12 protein-coding genes are annotated in these 16,595 nt (G+C 71.8%); 8 read left to right on the top strand and 4 right to left on the bottom strand.

Annotated features, from left to right (window positions below):
* Positions 1 to 41: 41 nt before the first annotated feature.
* The 3 genes from OHA21_RS07660 to OHA21_RS07650 all read right to left on the bottom strand — a co-directional run bounded on the left by OHA21_RS07660 (position 42) and on the right by OHA21_RS07650 (position 6,854).
* Entirely contained in the window at positions 42 to 2,939 is a 2,898-nt protein-coding gene (locus OHA21_RS07660; protein WP_328471613.1) for a LuxR C-terminal-related transcriptional regulator, read from the bottom strand.
* Between the two features lie 236 nt (positions 2,940 to 3,175).
* Positions 3,176 to 3,721: a hypothetical protein gene (locus tag OHA21_RS07655; RefSeq protein ID WP_328471611.1), complete on the bottom strand. Its 546-nt coding sequence runs from the start codon at positions 3,719 to 3,721 to the stop codon at positions 3,176 to 3,178.
* 46 nt (positions 3,722 to 3,767) lie between these two features.
* Positions 3,768 to 6,854 carry a BTAD domain-containing putative transcriptional regulator gene (locus OHA21_RS07650; RefSeq protein WP_328471609.1) on the bottom strand — a complete coding sequence of 1,029 codons (3,087 nt, stop codon included), beginning with the start codon at positions 6,852 to 6,854 and terminating at the stop codon, positions 3,768 to 3,770.
* Between the two features lie 177 nt (positions 6,855 to 7,031).
* On the opposite strand from OHA21_RS07650, the gene OHA21_RS07645 reads away from it, so the two are divergent.
* On the top strand, positions 7,032 to 7,724 hold the full coding sequence (locus tag OHA21_RS07645) for a hypothetical protein (protein WP_328471607.1): 693 nt from the start codon (positions 7,032 to 7,034) through the stop codon (positions 7,722 to 7,724).
* Between the two features lie 61 nt (positions 7,725 to 7,785).
* On the top strand, positions 7,786 to 9,276 hold the full coding sequence (locus OHA21_RS07640) for a GGDEF domain-containing protein (protein ID WP_328471605.1): 1,491 nt from the start codon (positions 7,786 to 7,788) through the stop codon (positions 9,274 to 9,276).
* Here the strand turns inward: OHA21_RS07640 and OHA21_RS07635 are convergent.
* Entirely contained in the window at positions 9,258 to 10,208 is a 951-nt protein-coding gene (locus tag OHA21_RS07635; RefSeq protein WP_328471603.1) for an N-acetylglucosamine kinase, read from the bottom strand. The genes OHA21_RS07640 and OHA21_RS07635 overlap by 19 nt on opposite strands.
* A gap of 97 nt (positions 10,209 to 10,305) precedes the next feature.
* Here OHA21_RS07635 and OHA21_RS07630 point away from each other — a divergent pair, with 97 nt between their 5' ends.
* The 6 genes from OHA21_RS07630 to OHA21_RS07605 all read left to right on the top strand — a co-directional run bounded on the left by OHA21_RS07630 (position 10,306) and on the right by OHA21_RS07605 (position 16,376).
* On the top strand, positions 10,306 to 11,223 hold the full coding sequence (locus OHA21_RS07630; RefSeq protein ID WP_328471601.1) for a MurR/RpiR family transcriptional regulator: 918 nt from the start codon (positions 10,306 to 10,308) through the stop codon (positions 11,221 to 11,223).
* A complete protein-coding gene (locus OHA21_RS07625; RefSeq protein WP_328471599.1) occupies positions 11,220 to 11,963 on the top strand; it encodes an SIS domain-containing protein in 744 nt (247 codons plus the stop codon). The genes OHA21_RS07630 and OHA21_RS07625 overlap by 4 nt, the downstream gene beginning before the upstream one ends.
* Positions 11,964 to 12,052: 89 nt before the next feature.
* On the top strand, positions 12,053 to 13,399 hold the full coding sequence (gene ngcE, locus OHA21_RS07620) for an N-acetylglucosamine/diacetylchitobiose ABC transporter substrate-binding protein (protein ID WP_328471597.1): 1,347 nt from the start codon (positions 12,053 to 12,055) through the stop codon (positions 13,397 to 13,399).
* The gene (locus OHA21_RS07615) at positions 13,399 to 14,292 is read left to right on the top strand and encodes a carbohydrate ABC transporter permease (protein WP_328471595.1); all 894 of its coding nucleotides are present in this window, start codon (positions 13,399 to 13,401) and stop codon (positions 14,290 to 14,292) included. The genes ngcE and OHA21_RS07615 overlap by 1 nt, the downstream gene beginning before the upstream one ends.
* 83 nt (positions 14,293 to 14,375) lie before the next feature.
* On the top strand, positions 14,376 to 15,164 hold the full coding sequence (locus OHA21_RS07610; protein WP_328471593.1) for a carbohydrate ABC transporter permease: 789 nt from the start codon (positions 14,376 to 14,378) through the stop codon (positions 15,162 to 15,164).
* 21 nt (positions 15,165 to 15,185) lie between these two features.
* Positions 15,186 to 16,376 (top strand): glycosyl hydrolase, encoded by a 1,191-nt coding sequence (locus OHA21_RS07605; RefSeq protein ID WP_328471591.1) that lies wholly within the window; start codon positions 15,186 to 15,188, stop codon positions 16,374 to 16,376.
* Positions 16,377 to 16,595: the final 219 nt, after the last annotated feature.

Below are 16,595 nucleotides of genomic sequence, written 5' to 3'. Positions count from 1 at the left end.
CTGGGAGGCAGCTGGGCAAGATCGGGTGGTGGGTGCGTACGTCAGAGGAAGCCGTTGTCGCGGCCGAGGGTGACGGCCTCGCTGCGCCGGCCCGCGCCGAGCTTGCGGTAGATCGCACGCATGTGCGCTTTGACGGTGTTGACCGAGACGCCGAGTTCGACGGCGATCTCGGCGGCGGTCAGCATCGTGGGGAGGTAGCGGAGTACCTCGGCCTCGCGTTCGCTGAGGCCGTAGGCGGCGACGGCGGCCGTGTGGTTCGTGGTGCCGCGCACGATCTCGTCGACCAGGGGTGCCCGGCCGGGGTCGAGCAGCCGGAGCCGGTCCAACAGGTCGTCGAGCCGACCGCCGGCGTGGGTGGCGAAGGGGCGGCGGATGCCTTCCCGGGCGGCGAGCGCGACGGCTTCGGCGAGCAGGTCGACGGCTCGGGTGGCGTCGCCGTGGGCGTCGGCCAGCAGCGCGCCGAGTACACCGGCTGCCACGGTGGCGGCGGTTTGCGGCAGGGTGTCCGGTTCGGTGGCGAGTTGCTCTTCGGCACGGCGTGGTGACTGGGTGGCGAAGATTGCCCGGGCACGGACGACCCGTTCGTCGAGGTCGAACATCCGGCCGGCATTGCGCGGTTCAACCTGGCCGGACGCGGCGCCGACGGAGCGCAGGGAGTTCTGGCCGGAAGCGTCGCCGACGGAGCGCGGCACGACCTGGCCGGGAGCGGCGACGGCGGAGTGCGGCGCAATCTGGCCGGGAGCGGCGACGGCGGAGTGCGGCGCAACCTGGCCGGGAGCGGCGACGGCGGAGTGCGGCGAGACCGGGCCTGGGGCGGTGCCGGCGGGGCGCGGATCGGCCCGGGCGGCGGGGACGGTGGAGTGCCGCGAGACCTGGGCGGGGGTCGGGGTGGTGAAGCGTGGGCCGACCTGTTCGGGGTGGCCGGTGGCCAGGTCGACCTCGGCCTCGATGATGGTCAGCCAGCGGTCGAGGGCCGGCGCCACGAGCCGGGCGCTGCGTTCGCGCCGGGCCTCGTCGACGAAGACGCGGGCGCGGGCGGGCACGCCGCGCGCGATCGCCAGCCGGGCCTGAATACCCCGGATGACGAGCAGCAGCGCCGCCTCGCGGTCGGTCTGGTGGGCGCGGATGCCGTGCCGTAGCGACTCCTCCGCAGCGTCGAGGTCGTGGTGTTCCAGGTCGACCAGGGCCTGCGCGAGGTGGGCGGCGACCGCCTGCAGGGTGTACTGCCAGCCGCGCTGGGCGGCCAGGTCGCGGGCGGCACCGGCCAGTTGGGCGGCTTCGCGTACGGATCCGCAGAGAACCTGGAGCAGCGCCAGATGGCCGGTGGCGTTGATCTCGGTGAGTTCCACACCGCCGGCGCGGGCGCCGCTCACCCCGGCCCACAGGTCCCGGCCGGCCGCGTCGGGTTCGCCGGTCCAGAGCCGGGCCAGGCCGCGGTTGTTGGTGGCGACGGCACGTTGCTGCGCGGCGGCCGCTCCGTCGGCGGCGCCGAGCAGTTCGAGGATGGCGTCGTTGCCGGTGATGACGGCCGGCATGTCGCCGACGGCCCGGTCGGCGGCCTGTTGCAGGGCGAGCAGGACGGTCTCGGCCTGCCGCCCGGCGAGGTCGTCGGGGCGGCGGCGCAGCATCTCGCGGGCCCGTGCGACGCGGGCCGGGAGGGCGTCGAAGTCGCCGGCGTGGAACAGCAGCAGGGTGCCGCAGACCATCAGTTCCGGTGTGGAGGTGAGCCGGTCGACCGGGATCCGGTTCAGGATCTTGATGAGGGCCGCCCGGTGCGAGGAGACCACGAGGTGCGAGGCGTGCGCGGTGACGGTCCGGCCGATGTACTGCCAGTCGCGGGCGGCCGCGGCGTGGGTCAGCGCTTCCATGACCGAGTTGTTGGCGGCGTACCAGCGGGCGGCCCGGCGGTGCAGTTCGGTGACCGTGCCCGGCGACTCCCGGGCCAGGCGGTGTTCCAGGGCTTCCCGCAGCAGGTGGTGGTAGCGGAACCAGAGCGGTTTCGCACCGAGGCGCACCACGAAGTTGTTGTCGTTCTCGAGCTGCTCGAGGACCCGCTGGGCGTCCTCCTGGTTGGTGATCGCGCTGGCCAGGTCGGCGCAGACCCGCTCGCAGATGCTGGTCTGCAGCAGGAATCGGCGCTGGCGCCGGGAGCGGCCGGTCAGCACTTCCTCGATCAGGTACTGGTCGATGCCGCGGACGTCCCCGGCGAAGTCGGCGATCGAGCGGCTGCCGCCCGGCTCGGCGAGGAATCCGGCGCCCAGGTGCAGGCCGACCGCCCAGCCCTCGGTGCGTTCCAGCAGGGTGCTCAGGTCGGCGGGTTTCAGGTCGAGGCCGTGCCGGCCGACCAGGGCGGTGGCTTCGGCGCCGGTGAACGCCAGGTGGCCGGTGCGGATCTCGGCGACGCGGCCCGCGGTCCGCAGGCGATGCAGGGACAACTGCGGTTCGGTACGCGTGACGAGCACGATCCGCAGCGGCCCAGGCGGATGCCGCAGCAGGTCGTTCATCTCGGCCAGAACCCGCGGGTCGTCGATCTCGTGGAAGTCGTCGAGGACGAGCACGGTGTCCTCGGGCAGACTTCCCAGTCCCGCAGCCAGCCGGCGGCCGCGCTCGCGTTCGTCGGCCGGAACCGAGCTCATCCCGGCGAGCGGGTTGTCCCCGGTCACCGCACCGGCGACGCGCAGGGCGGCCAGCACGTACGCCCAGAACAGCTCCGGCTCGTTGTCGTGCCGGTCCAGGCTGAGCCAGGCCACGTCCGCCTTCCGGCTCTGCGCCCAGGCCGAGACGAGTGTCGTCTTGCCCCAGCCGGCCCCGGCGCAGATCACCGTGACCGGTTCGCGGACGGCCGAGTCGAGCAGCCGGAACAGCCGCTGGCGGTCCACTTCGGCCCGCAGGGTCTGTGGGCGGGCCGTCTTGGCGACCGTCAACGGCAGCGTTGTCATGACCGCAACCACCCCGTCACCGTACGAGAGAACCCGGCTCGGTGGGACAGCCGATTGCGCGGGCCCACCGATTCACCGCCCCCGTGGCGGTCCCCGCGCGTCAGGCAATCATGACCGACTTCGCCGGGGCAAGGAGCGTCAGCAAAGCGACAACCGTGAGCGTCCGCTGGGGCCTGTCCGATTCAGATCACTTGATCCGGGGTGATGCGGTCCCGCACCACCCCGGAATCAGGCGATCAGACCCGGCACTGCCAGGTGTTCGCGTCGTAGAAATTGACGAAACGGTCGAGGGTCGCGTACCCGAACGTCGTCTCCCGGCAGACCTTCGCCACGTCGACGTCGAAGTAGGTCGGCCCGGCCCGGTTGTAGTTGACGCAGTGCCAGTCGTACGCGGTGGTGCCGAGCAATGCCGAGGCGCTGTGGCCGTTGGCGGTGCAGTACTCCTCGAAGTCCGGCGCGACGATGTCGGGCTGAACCATCCAGCAGGTCACCGAGTGCGGGTCGGTGAAGACGCCGATCCGGTCGACGGCGTGCTCGTTGCCGTACGTCCATTCGCAGGCGGCCTCGAAGCTGAGGTCACCCTGGCGGCCGCCGGCCACGCAGTGCCAGTCGTACGCGGTGGCGCCGGTCAGCGCGACATCGGTGTAGCCGAGCGTGCGGCAGTAGCCGCCGAGGTCCGGGCCACCGAGCCGGCTGGGCGGTGGCGGTGAGGCGGCAGCCGGCCCGGAGATGGTCAGCAGGCTCGCGACCCCGACGAGCAGGGCAAGAAGGAATGAACGCATAGTTCTCCCGCGAAGAAGGGTGGATCACGGCGAAAGCGGCCATAGATTAAGGTGCAAACGTCGATCTTTGCAAGATCTTGCGTAAGGTGAAGGAACTTGCGAGAACGCGGGTCCGGGTCAGGTGCGCCTGGCGGAGCACGATCGCGGTGGCCGGTTCGGGTGCCGCGCCGAGAGCCGTCAGCGCTTCACGCACCCGGCGTACCGCCCGTTCCAGACCGGTCGGGTCCCGGCGCTGCGTCTCCACGGCCAGCAGCAGGCGCATGCCGCGCTCGGCGTACGGTTCCGCGGTCAGCGCACGCCGGGCCAGTTCCCCGGCCGCGGCGGTGTCGCCCTGCGCCAGGCGGCGCTCGCCGAGCGTCAGGGCGGCCTCGGTGAGTTCCGCCAGCAGCGCCGCGACCGGGCCCTCGAACTCCGGACGGCCGGCCAGTTCGGCGAGCGGTTCCCCGCGCCACAGCCGGATCGCGGCGGTCAGCGCGGCGTCGGCCGCGCCCGGGTCGCCGCGGCCCCGGGCCCGGCGGGACTCGTCGAGGTTCTCGCGCAGTTCGGCCAGGTCGACGGTGAGCGATTCGGAGCGGACCAGGCGGATCCGGCACCGGTCGGCGCGGACGTGCCCGGCCAGCACCCGGCGCAGGTAGGTGAGCGTGACCCGCAGGTTGCGGGCGGCGGCCTCCGACTCGAGGTCGGGCCAGAGCAGATTCATCACGCGGGAGCGGTCCAGCTCGCCGTGCAGCGCGAGCACGGTGATCAGCTCGCGGACCCGGCGGCGGCGCAGGTCGGCCGGATGCGTCTCGGCGCCGTCGGCGAGCACCCGCAGCGGCCCGAGCACCTCGACCCGGGTCCGGCCGTCCGGGGCCACCGGGACGGCAGCGAGCAGTTGGCGGGCGCCGGGATGGTGCCCGGCCAGCTGCCGCAGGGCTTCGTGGGCGCGGCGGCCGAGGTTGTCGGCGAGCCATTGCAGCAGCTCCCGGCCGAACGGCAGACCGGCCGCCTCGGCGTGTGCGGCCAGCTCGACCGACCAGGGCAGCGGGAAGGAGATCAGCACGGTCTCCGGGGTGACGTCGCCGGTACCGGTCAGGCAGCCGGCGCGGGCCGCCACCAGAAGGCGGGCCGCCTCGCGGACCCGTTGGTGGGCGGGTCCGAGCGGCTCGGTGTCCCAGAGCTGCCGGGCGGCGGGTGAGAGCACATATCCGTACGCCAGAAAGCGGCGCAGATGGACCGCGGCAACCGGATCCGTCAGTGGATTGCCGGCGAGGAAGTCCGCGATCGCCGCGCCGGCGGCGGGCTCGTCGCCGAGCAGGACGTGCCTGGCCGCGGCAGCGACCGTCAGCATGGCGGCGTCGCGGGTGTCGGCGCCCAGCCCGCTCGCGTCCAGCTGCCCGGAGACGTGGTGCAGCGCGGCATGATCGCCGAGCGAGGCGGCCACCACCGCAGCGAAGGCCAGGAAGTTGAACCGGTAGCGGTCGTTGGCGTCCGAGTCCGGCAGGTAGGCCGGCCTGTCGGCGGAGCCGTCGGCGCCGGGCAGGAAGTCAGCCGGGTAGCCGGCCATCCAGCGGGCGAACTGCGGCATCCGCCGCACGTGCGCGTAGGGCGAGGTGGCCAGGTGCGCCGCGGCCACCGACGCGGCCTCGTCCGCGCGCCCGGCCAGCAGCAGCAGGTAGACGTGGAACCGAACAATGATCTTGCCGGGCTGCTGCTCGATGTCCTCCGGCGACAGCGACTCCACCAGCGCCAGCGCCTCCTCCACCGAGCCCATCAGCTCGAAGATCGCCCCACGCACCCCCGCCAGCAGCATCCGCAGGGTGGGCTCGGCGTCGGCGCTGGGCAGCTCGAGCGCCTCCTGGAAGAGTTCGGCCAGCCGCGACTCGTCGCCCCGGGCGTGCGCCGCGATGGTGGCCAGGCTGAACGCCGCGGTTCTGGTCCGCAGGTCGCCGGACTCGTACGCGGCCCGCGCCGCGGCGTCGACCATGGCGTCCACCGACGCGTCGTGAGCGCGCGAGGCGTACCGGGTGGCGGCGGACAGCAACCGCAGGCCCGGCCGGGCGTGCTCGACCTCCGGCACCGCGGCGAGCCAGCGCTCCCCGGTGTCCTGCGGAAACGTCGCCAGCGTCGAGGCCACCAGGGACGTGGCGGCCCGGTCGAGCAGCGCCACGTCCCGGGCGGTGATCGCGATCGACCCGGCCCGCAGCGCGTCCCCGCGGTCCAGCAGCAGATCGGCGGCCCGGGCCCGGACCTGCGCCACCCGCTCCGCCGGCAGGAGCCGGACCAGCGCGTTCGTCCACAGCGGGTGCGCCCGGATCTCGCCGTCGCGGAAGCGGGCGACCAGCGGCACCCGCTCCGCGAGCCGGTCCAGGTCCGCGTCCACGCCGGCCAGATCGTGCAGGGTCCCGGCGTCGGCGGAACCGAGCACCGCCAGGTGCAACAGCAGGTCCCGGTCGGCGTCACCGAGCCCGGACACCACCTCGTCCCACAGGTAGTCCCGCGCGACACCGGCCGGTGCGGCCAGCGTCAGCCGTACCAGCGCCGGCCAGCCACCCAGCCCGGTCACGTCCCCGGCCGGGCGGCCGGCGTTCAGCGCGGCCCGGTCCAGTTCGTCCGCGTCGAAGGCCAGACCGGACTCGCCGAGACACCGCAGCCGCTCCGCGGCGTGCAGCCGGGCCAGTGGCAACGGCGGCAGGGTTCGCCCGGCCAGCACCAGATGGGCGCCGGCCGGAAGGCGGGGTACGAGCTCCGCGATCATCCGATGCCCCGACGACCCGGGCGCCACCTCGTGCACGTCGTCCAGCACCAGGCAGGACTCGACCGGCGACGCCGACCGGAGCGCCTCGACCACCATGTCCAGCGGCGCCACCGCGGGCGCCTCCACCCCGAACGCCTCGCAGATCGCCGTGGCCAGCCGCCGGGCGTCCTCGTCACCCGGCTCGCAGGTGACCCAGGCCTCCAGCCCGCGCGGGTCGACGGCGTGCAACCGGACCGCCTGGGCCAGGGCGGTGGACTTGCCGAAGCCCGGCCCTGCGACCACCGTCGTCACCGGCACGTCCCAGCGGGCGCCCAGCTGATCGATCAGACCGGTCCGCAGGATCTCACCGCTGATCGCCCTTGGTGGCCCGTCGAGACGCCGGGCGGATGTTCGCACTCCCCCATCAGGCGGCCGGAACCCGGCCCGGACAACCACCTCGTCGCGTAACGGACTGACGGCTTCGCCCGAACGCCAACAATTACGCACTCACGGCCGTGGCTAGCGATCGGCTAACGCGCGGTCCTGACGCTGAGGGACATCCGAAACACCCGTCACCCGAGGGGGGAACGAAAGATGTCCGAGTCACGAGTCGAGAAGCACACCTTCGTCTACAACGGCGAGCGGTACTTCCGGGACAAGTCGGAGGACGTACTGATGTGCTCGTACGGCGAGAAGGAGGACCCGCTGGGCACGAAGGCGAGCCTCAACGTCACCAACCACGTCGACCGCAAGGTGCTGAAGGGCCGGGTCCGGTACGTCACCACCGCCGACATCGACTGGAGCCGCCAGGCGAAGGCGGACGTGGAGGCCCAGGGCGGGCTGAAGTACTTCGTGGTCAGCGGTGAGGCCGGCACCAGCTTCTCGTACGAGAAGGCGAAATCGGCGAAGCTGAAGCTGGCCAAGTTCGTCATCGACGAGGGCCCGCTGCAGCAGATGCTGAACACCGAGGCGACCGGGGCGCGCCGGTTCCTCGCCCAGGAGGGCCGGGACGGCCGGATCGTCTCGACCATCTGGGTCGTGGTGGAGGCGAAGATCGCCGAGTCGTTCGCCGCGTCCGGCACCAAGACCGCCGACATCGAGGCCGAGGTGCTCAGCGCCGCGAAGGTGCGGATCAGCACGAAGGCGTCGGGCAGCGCGAAGGGCCGGACGACCATCGTGTGGGAGCCGGGGACCACGTTCGCGTACCTGATGCACCGGGTCAGCAAGTGGAACAAGGACAAGTCCCGGGTCGAGGAGCTCGACATCGACGCCAAGGGCCTCAACTGAGCGCCCGCGCGACCGATGAGGCGGTAGATCAGGGCAACGTCGGACGCACACCGGGAGGGTCATGCGCACTGTTCCGGTGTGCGTCGCCGCGGTCACCGCGCTGCTCAGCTGCCTCTTCCTGCTCCCGGGCGGAAGCCCGGCGGTGCAGTCGATCACCGCCTGGGTCGCCGTCGCCTCGTTCGCGAGCGTGATGACCTACTACTCGTTCCGGGCCGTCCGGCTGATGGGCCACGACGACCCGGAACGCCGGTTCTGGCGGGCTTTCGCCTGGGCCGGGGTGTTCTTCAGCGTCGGCGACTGGGTCCAGGTCGGTTTGACCCTGGCCGCTCCCACCGGCGCGGACGCGGTGAACGGCACCGGCGTCGCCCGCACTGTTGCTCTGGCCTGCGGCGCGGTGATGGTGCTGGTCGCCTCGCTGACCTACCGCCTGCCGCACCGATCGGCCCGCGACCGGCTCTGCTACCTGCTCGACCTCGCGACGATCGTGGTCGCGGCCGGCGCGTACGCGCTGTACTGGACCATCGCGAGCGGCTGGGGCGAGGGAGTCATCACCGCGAGCGATGTGCTGGGCGTGGTCACCGGCCCGGTCGTGGTGCTGCTGGTCGTGTTCATCGTCAGCCGGCTCTATCTGAGCGGGGTCAACCCGTTCCGGTGGAACGTCGGTGTCCTCGGGACCGTGGCCGCGGCCGTGGAGGCGGTCGCCCGCGCCCTCGGCCCCGAGTTGGCGCGCACCGGACGGCCCGGCTGGGTGTTCGCCATGAGTGTCGGCTCGCACGCGATGCTGCTGCTGGTCGCCTGGTTGCAGCACCGCTGGTACCGGACCGGCCGAGGCGCGCGACCGGCGACGAAGAGCCGGCCGTACAGCGTGCTGCCGTACCTCGCAGTGGCCGCCACCTACGTGCTGCTGGTGGTCAGCCTGGCCATCTCCGGGCTGGATGTACGCGCCTGGACCATCCTGGCCGGCGCGATCGGGAGCACCGGCATCGTGGTGGCCCGGCAGCTGGTCGCCTTCCTCGACAACGCGGACCTGCTCGCCGAACGCGACGCGCTCGCCGCCCGGCTGCACACCATGGCGTTCACCGACAGCCTCACCGGGCTCGCCAACCGGGCGATGTTCCTGGACCGCCTGGACGCGGCGCTTGACGCGGCCGAACCGGTCGGCGTGCTCCTGATCGATCTCGACGACTTCAAGCCGGTCAACGACCGCTACGGCCACTCAGCCGGCGACACCGTCCTGGTGGAGACGGGCCTGCGCCTGCGGGCCGTCACCGAGGACGAGGACCTGGTGGCCCGGCTCGGCGGCGACGAGTTCGCGGTCCTGATCCGGCACCGCCCACCGGACGGCTTCCCGGCCGTCGCCGAGCGCATCGGCACCGCCTTGCAGGTGCCCATCCGGGTCACCGAGCACGACGAGGCACGGATCGGCGCCAGCGTCGGCGTGGCCGTCGCCGCACCAGACTCGCGCAGCGCGTCGTCCCTGCTCGATCTCGCCGACGAGGCGATGTACCAGGCCAAGCACTCCGGCAAGGCCTCCTACCGGGTGGCCGGCTGAGGTAAGCCGGGCGGCGTGTCCTCCGCGCCGAGAAGCGCGGCATGCAGGGTGGCGGGGTCGATGCCCGGCAGTTCCCGCGCGGCCAGCCAGGCGGCGGCCGCGGCCGGGTCGCGGCTGATCAGGGCGGTGGCGCCGCGGGCGTCCAGGACGGCGAGCAGGCCGTCGCGAACCGGGGTGTCTGCCGCCAGCAGACCACCGGCCAGGACGACCGGCCCGTCCGCGCCGAGGCTGTCCAGGGTCGCCGTCAGATGGCGCACGGCCGCGGTCACGATGGCGGCCGCGGACGGGTCGCCGGCCCGGGCCTGCGCACAGACCAGCGGCGCGAGGGCGGCGATCCGGGCGTGCGGCAGACCTTGAGCCCAGCGGATCAGCTCATCCCGGCCGGTGACGCCGGCGTGGGCGGCGACCAGCGACGCGAACGGGGACGGCCAGGAGTGGACGGCCGAGCGCAGCGCGCTCATCCCCAACCAGTGGCCGGACCCTTCGTCGCCGAGGAGCCAGCCCAGCCCGTCCGCCACGCGTACCGTCTCGTGGTTCTCGATGGCCGCGGCGACCGCGCCGGTGCCGGCGATGAGCACCGCACCGGATGGCGCGCAGGTGCCCGCCGCGAAGGCCGTCACCGCGTCTCCGACCACCGTCTTCGGGCAGGTCAGGCCGGCGTCGGACCAGGCCTGCGCGAGCGCCGCGCTGATCACCGGGTCGGCGCAGGCCGAGGTGCCGGCCAGGCCGAGCACGCCGCCGGTGACCGCCGCCGGGTCCACTCCGGACAGCGCCTGGCGCAGCGCGCCGGCGATGGCGTGCGCCGCGGCCGGCCCGGCGGCGAGCGGGTTCCCCGGCCCGGCGCTCCCCCGCCCCACCACCCTGCCGGCCAGGTCGGCGACCACCGCGCGGGAGGCGGTGCCGCCGGCGTCGACACCTACCACGAGATTCATGGCCTGGATCGAAACACAGAAATTGATTGTTGACTAGGAGTGAAGACGGTCGTAATTTTCATCGGCAACGGCAATCGATGAAAAGGATGACCAACCGATGACGGGTGAGAGCGGCGGGCTGCTGGGGCGGCTGCGCATCGAGGGGCCGCAGATGCCGGAGGCGCTGAGCCGGATCGCCGAGACGATCCTGGCCGACCCGGAGACCGCGGCCCACGCCTCCATCGTAGACCTGGCCGAGCGCTCCGGGACCTCCACCGCGACCGTCACCCGGTTCAGCCGCACGCTCGGCTTCAAGGGCTACGCCAGCCTGCGCGTCGCCGTCGCCACCGAGACCGGGCGCGCCGAGCAGGCCCGCTGGGAGACCGACATCAGCGGCGACATCTCCCCCGGCGACCCCCTCGACCAGGTGCTCGGCGTGGTCGCCGCGGCCGACACCCGGGCCATCCAGAGCACCGCGGCAGCCCTGAAGATCGAGGACATCGAGCGGGTGGCCGCGACCATCGCCGGTGCGCAGCGCGTCGAGCTGTTCGGGCTCGGCAGCAGCGGCACGGCGGCCCGCGAGATGGCGTTCCGGCTGGAGCGCATCCGGGTGCCGGTCTGGCACCGGCAGGACAGCCACACCGCGCTCACCAACGCGGCCCTGCTGCTGCCGGGCGACGTGGCGATCGGCCTGTCGCACTCCGGCCGCACCCGCGAGGTGATCGAGACCCTGGCCGAGGCCGCCGACCACGGCGCCCTCACCGTCGCGGTGACCAGCTTCAACCGGTCGCCGCTCGCCGAGGTGGCCGACGTCGTGTTCACCACGAGCGTGCTGGAGACCACGTTCCGGCTGGCCGCGCTCTCCGCCCTGCACTCGCAACTGCTCGTCCTGGACCTGATCTACGTGGCGGTGGCGCAGCGCACCTACGAGCGCACCGCCGACGCCCTCGAGCTGACGGTCCGCGCCGTGGACGCCCACCGCCTGCCGGAGAAGCTGCCGACCCGCAAACGGCGGGTGGAGAAGGGAACGACGTGAGCGGGGACTACTTATCCAAGATCGAAGCACTGGTGTCCAGGGTCGGCCGCGGCCAGCAGGAGGCGAAGTCCCAGGCCGCCGAGCTGCTGGCCACCTCGATAACGGCCGGCGGCGTCATCCAGGCGTTCGGCTGCGGGCACTCCGAGGCCCTGGCCATGGAGATCGCCGGGCGGGCCGGCGGGCTGGTCCCGACCAACCGGATCGCGTTGCGCGACATCGTCCTCTACGGCGGCGAACCCCTGGAAGCGCTCGCCGACCCGATGGTCGAGCGCAACACCGAGATCGCCCACCGGCTCTACCGGCTCGCGCCGGTCAAGCCGGACGACGCCTTCGTGATCGCCTCCAACTCCGGGATCAACGGCGCGGTCGTCGAGATGGCCCTGCTCGTCAAGGAACGCGGCCATCCGCTGGTCGCGATCGTCTCGGCGGAGCACTCGGCGGGCGTCGCGTCGCGGCACCCCAGCGGGCGCAAGCTCGGCGACATCGCGGACGTCGTTCTGGACAACGGAGCTCCGTACGGCGACGCCACGCTCCCCCTGCCCGGCGGCGGCGCGGTCGGCGCCGTCTCCTCGATCACCGCGGCGCTGCTGGCCCAGCAGATCGTCGTCGAGGTGGTCGACCGTCTGCTCGCGGCGGGGATCGTCCCGCCCGTCTACCTGTCGGACAACGTGCCCGGCGGCAAGGAACACAACGCAGAACTCGAGGCGCGGTACGCCGGGCGCATCCGGCGTACCGCATAGGAAGAGAGCCCACTGTCATGAACCCTGAATCCCAGCTCAGACCGTACCCCACCAGGCGAAGCCTGCTCAAAACGGCCGGTGCCGCGGCAGTGACCGCGCCCCTGCTCGCGGCTTGCGTCACCACCAGCGACGACGGCGGCAAACCGGCTGACACCGGTGGCGCCAAGAGCGCCGAGAACCCCCTGGGCGTCAAGCCCGAAGCGTCCCTCGAGGTGGTCGTCTTCAAGGGCGGGTACGGCGACGAGTACGCAATCAAGGCGGAGAACAAGTACAAGGAGAAGTACCCGCAGGCCACGATCGACCACAAGGGACTGCAGAAGGTCGGCGAGGCGATGCAGCCCCGCTTCGTCGCCGGCAACCCACCCGACGTCGTCGACAACACCGGCGCCGGCCGGCTCGACATCGCCACCCTGGTGAACGCGAAGCAGGTCACCGACCTGGCCGAGTTGCTCGACGCGCCGGCGTTCGACCAGCCCGGCAAGAAGGTCCGCGACACCCTGCTCCCCGGCGTGGTCGAGGACGGCACGTTCGGCGGCAGCCCGGTCGTGCTGAACTTCACCTACACCGCCTGGGGCGTCTGGTACTCCAAGTCGCTGTTCGCCGAGCGCGGCTGGACCTACCCGACCACCTGGGACGACATGCTCGCCCTCAGCGAGACGATCAAGAAGGCCGGCATCGCCCCCTGGACCTACCAGGGCAAATACCCGGAGTACATCAACGACCCGCTGCTCACCATGGCGGCGAAGGCGGGCGGGCTGGACCTGGTCAAGGCGGTCGACAACCTGCAGCCGGACGCCTGGAAGCAGCCGGGTCTGGTGCAGGCCGCCGAGGCGTTCGCCGAGCTGGCCGGCAAGGGCTACCTCATGTCCGGCTCGGAGGCGCTGTCGCACACCGAGGCGCAGGCCGCCTGGTGCCAGAAGAAGGCCGCGTTCATCCCGTGCGGCTCCTGGCTGGAGGCCGAGCAGAAGGACGTCACCCCGGCCGGCTTCGACATGCTGATGGGCACCGTGCCCGGCGGCGCCGGCGACAAGCTCCCGGTCACCGCGGTGCAGGCCGCCAGCAGCGAGTCGTACCTGGTCCCGGCCAAGGCGAAGAACGTCGCCGGCGGCCAGGAGTACCTGCGGATCCTCTTCTCCCTGGCGTCGGCGAAGGAGTTCGCCCAGGCGAACAACACCCTGCCGGCGGTGGCCGGCGCCACCGAAGGGCTCACCCTGACCAGCGGGCTCGGCTCAGTGCGCGACACGGTGGTCGCGGCCGGCCCCAACGCCTTCAACTACCGATTCCGTACGTGGTACGCGCCGCTCGCCAAAGCGGTCGACGACGCGACCGGTGAGCTGGTGAACCGGCGGATCAGCCCGGCCGACTGGTCCACCCGGATCCAGAAGGCGTCCGACGCCCTCGCGAAGGACACCACCGTCGTCAAGTACACCCGCTGATGAAGCACGGCCGGTGGCGGTTCCTGCTCGCCGCACTCGTGCCGGCGCTGGTGCTGCACGTCGTCTTCGTGCTCTCGCCGTACGCCCAGGCCTTCTATCTGTCGATGACGGACTGGACCGGGGTGGCCGGCGAGGCGCACTTCGTCGGGACGGACAACTTCGCCCGGCTCGGCGGCGACACGCTGTTCCTCGACGCCGTGCGCAACAACGCCGTGATGCTGCTGGTGGTCCCGGCCGCGACGATCGCGATCGCGCTGTTCCTGGCGAGCATGCTGAACGGTCGCCGGCCGGTCCGCGGCTCCTCGGCGTACCAGATCGTCTACTTCTTCCCGCAGATGCTGTCGCTGGTGATCATCGGGGTGCTCTGGGCGTTCGTCTACAGCCCCAACACCGGGTTGCTCAACTCGGGGCTGCGGGCGGTCGGGCTGTCCGGGCTCGCGCAGAGCTGGCTGGGTGAACCGTCGTGGGCGCTGATCGCGGTGATGGCCGTGGTGGTCTGGTCGTCGGTCGGGTTCTACGTGGTGCTGTTCAGCGCGGCGATCGACGCGATCCCGCGCGAGTTGTTCGAAGCGGCGACGCTGGACGGCGCCGGCCGGTGGGCGACGTTCCGGGGGGTGACGCTGCCGCTGGTCCGGGAGAGTGTGCAGGTCGCCTTCGTCTACCTGGGCATTCTCGCGCTGGACGGGTTCGTGCTGGTGCAGGTCATGACGGTCGGGCCGGGCGGGCCGGACGGGGCGACCGAGGTGGTCGGGCTGTCGCTCTATCGGACCGCGTTCACGTACGGCAAGTTCGGCTACGCCACGGCGATGGGGGTGGCGCTGTTCTTCGCCTCGCTCACGCTCGCGGTGTTCGCGCTCCGCTGGGGCCGTCGGAATCAGGTGGAGATGGCATGACGGCTCTTCTGGAACGTCCCCCGGTTCGTTCTGATTCTTCCGCGCCGCCTTCTGCACGGCCGAATCCGCTACCCCACCTGGCCATGTTCGCGTGGGCCGTGGTGACCGCGTTGCCGCTGATCTGGGCGGTGATCAGCTCGCTGAAGACGGACGAGGAGATCCTCAACTCGCCGTGGTCGCCGCCGTCGTCGCTGCACTTCGAGAACTGGTCGCGGGCGTGGACGGCGGCCAGCATCGGGCGGTACTTCTTCAACAGCCTGATCGTGGTCGGCGGGGCGCTGGTGCTGACCATGCTGCTCGGGTCGCTGGTCGCCTACGCCCTGGCGCGGTATCGGTTCCGGGGCAACCGGGTCGTCTACTACACGTTCGTCGCGGCCATGTTCTTCCCGGTGTTCCTCGCGCTCGTGCCGCTGTTCTTCGTGGTGGAGCAACTCGGGCTGCTCGGCACGTATCACGGGTTGATCCTGGTTTACACGGCTTACGCCGTACCCTTCACCGTCTTCTTCTTGCATGCCTTCTTCCGCACGCTGCCCACCGAGGTCGCCGAGGCGGCCTTCCTGGACGGCTGCGGGCACGGCGCGGTGTTCTTCCGCGTGATGCTGCCGCTCGCCCGGCCCGGGCTGGTCGCGGTCGGCATCTTCAATTTTCTGGGTCTGTGGAACCAGTACCTGCTGCCGCTCGTGCTGAATCCGGACCCGGAGCGATATGTCCTGGCGCAGGGATTGGCCGCCCTGTCGGTCAGCCAGGGCTACGACAGTGACTGGAGCGGCCTGTTCGCCGGCTTGACCATCGCCATGCTGCCGGTGCTCGTCGCCTACGTCGCGTTCCAGAGGCACATCCGCGCCGGGATGACCGCCGGCGCGGTCCGGTAATCCCCCTCTTAGGAGTCATCCATGTCCATGGGTAGACGTCTCTTCGCAGGCCTACTGGTGTCCGCTTTGTCCACCTTCGGCTTCGTCGCTGCCAACGCCGGCAGCGCCGCCGCCGCTGACTGCGGCTACCTCTTCGACGACTTCCACTACGCCTCGTCCGCCGACCCGGCCCTGACCGCCAACGGCTGGACGCCGCGCACCTACCAGGGCGGGCCGGGTGTGCCCGGCGCCAACTGGTCGGCGTCGGCGATCACCTTCCCGACCTCCGGCGGCCAGAAGGTCATGCAGCTCACCGCGTCGACGGACGGCACCGCCGCCGGCACCAAGCACGCCGAGCTCTACTCCACGCAGAAGCGCTATCTCGAAGGGACCTACGCCAGCCGGGTCCGGTTCACCGACGCACCGGTCAGCGGCAACGACGGCGACCACATCAACCAGACGTTCTTCACGATCAGCCCGCTCAACGGGGACATGGATCCCACGTACAGCGAGCTGGACATCTCCGAGTACCTGCCGAACGGCGGCTGGGGCGAGACCGGGCCGATCAACTACCAGACCACCTGGTACACGTACCGCGCCGACCCCTGGTACGCCGACAACCTGCACTCGTCGCAGCGGTCCAGCCTGGACGGCTGGCACGACCTGGTCGCCCAGGTGGCGAACGGGCAGGTCGTCTACTACATCGACGGCGTGCAGGTCGGGGTGCACGGCGGCAAGTACTTCCCGCGGCAGACGATGACCATCAACTGGAACCTGTGGTTCATCGACCTGGCCACCCATACCGGCGGGCTGTCCACGTACATCGAGCAGGTGGACTGGGTGCTGTTCGCCAAGAACCAGGTACTCAGCCCGTCGCAGGTCTCCTCGCAGACCGGCTCCTACCGCTCGGCGGGCACCGCGTTCCACGACTCGGTCGCCTCGTCCGGACCGTGCTCGAACCCCTCCCCCTCACCCTCCTCCCCGTCGCCGTCCTCCCCGTCCCCGTCGCCGTCCACCAGCCAGCCTCCGGCCGGCAACTGCACCTCGGCGCCGGCCTGGCAGTTCGGCACGGTCTACACCGGCGGCAACGTCGTGAAACACGAGAAGAGCAAGTACGGCGACCCGTCCGGCCCCAAGTCGGGCGACGGCGTGCACCTGTGGAAGGCCAGGTACTGGACCCAGGGCTCCGAACCCGGCTGGACCGAACAGTGGCAGGACCTGGGCCGCTGCTGACCTGAACCCGGCGGCGGGGCGCTCTCCGCGCCCCGCCGCCAACCCGGCCACCGCGCCCCGCCGCCAACCCGGCCACCGCGCCCCGTCACCACCCCAGCCACCGCGCCGCGCCACCAACCTGGCCCGCCCGGCCTCCGCGGCCGCCGCTCTCTGGCGCGGTCCGCGCAAAGCTTCGCGTCCTGTCGCGGCCGCGGTTATATTCGGCGTGGCCACGTTTGC

Origin of the sequence: Actinoplanes sp. NBC_00393 (assembly GCF_036053395.1) — a bacterium.
GTDB lineage: Bacteria > Actinomycetota > Actinomycetes > Mycobacteriales > Micromonosporaceae > Actinoplanes.
This window is presented reverse-complemented; position numbering and strand designations above follow the sequence as displayed.

What these genes read in the sequence shown, in the direction of transcription:
- OHA21_RS07660 (WP_328471613.1), bottom strand. Translation starts at nt 2,939, where the DNA reads ATGACAACGCTGCCGTTGACGGTCGCCAAGACGGCCCGCCCACAGACC.
- OHA21_RS07655 (WP_328471611.1), bottom strand. Translation starts at nt 3,721, where the DNA reads ATGCGTTCATTCCTTCTTGCCCTGCTCGTCGGGGTCGCGAGCCTGCTG.
- OHA21_RS07645 (WP_328471607.1), top strand. Translation starts at nt 7,032, where the DNA reads ATGTCCGAGTCACGAGTCGAGAAGCACACCTTCGTCTACAACGGCGAG.
- OHA21_RS07640 (WP_328471605.1), top strand. Translation starts at nt 7,786, where the DNA reads ATGCGCACTGTTCCGGTGTGCGTCGCCGCGGTCACCGCGCTGCTCAGC.
- OHA21_RS07635 (WP_328471603.1), bottom strand. Translation starts at nt 10,208, where the DNA reads ATGAATCTCGTGGTAGGTGTCGACGCCGGCGGCACCGCCTCCCGCGCG.
- OHA21_RS07630 (WP_328471601.1), top strand. Translation starts at nt 10,306, where the DNA reads ATGACGGGTGAGAGCGGCGGGCTGCTGGGGCGGCTGCGCATCGAGGGG.
- OHA21_RS07615 (WP_328471595.1), top strand. Translation starts at nt 13,399, where the DNA reads ATGAAGCACGGCCGGTGGCGGTTCCTGCTCGCCGCACTCGTGCCGGCG.
- OHA21_RS07610 (WP_328471593.1), top strand. Translation starts at nt 14,376, where the DNA reads ATGTTCGCGTGGGCCGTGGTGACCGCGTTGCCGCTGATCTGGGCGGTG.
- OHA21_RS07605 (WP_328471591.1), top strand. Translation starts at nt 15,186, where the DNA reads ATGTCCATGGGTAGACGTCTCTTCGCAGGCCTACTGGTGTCCGCTTTG.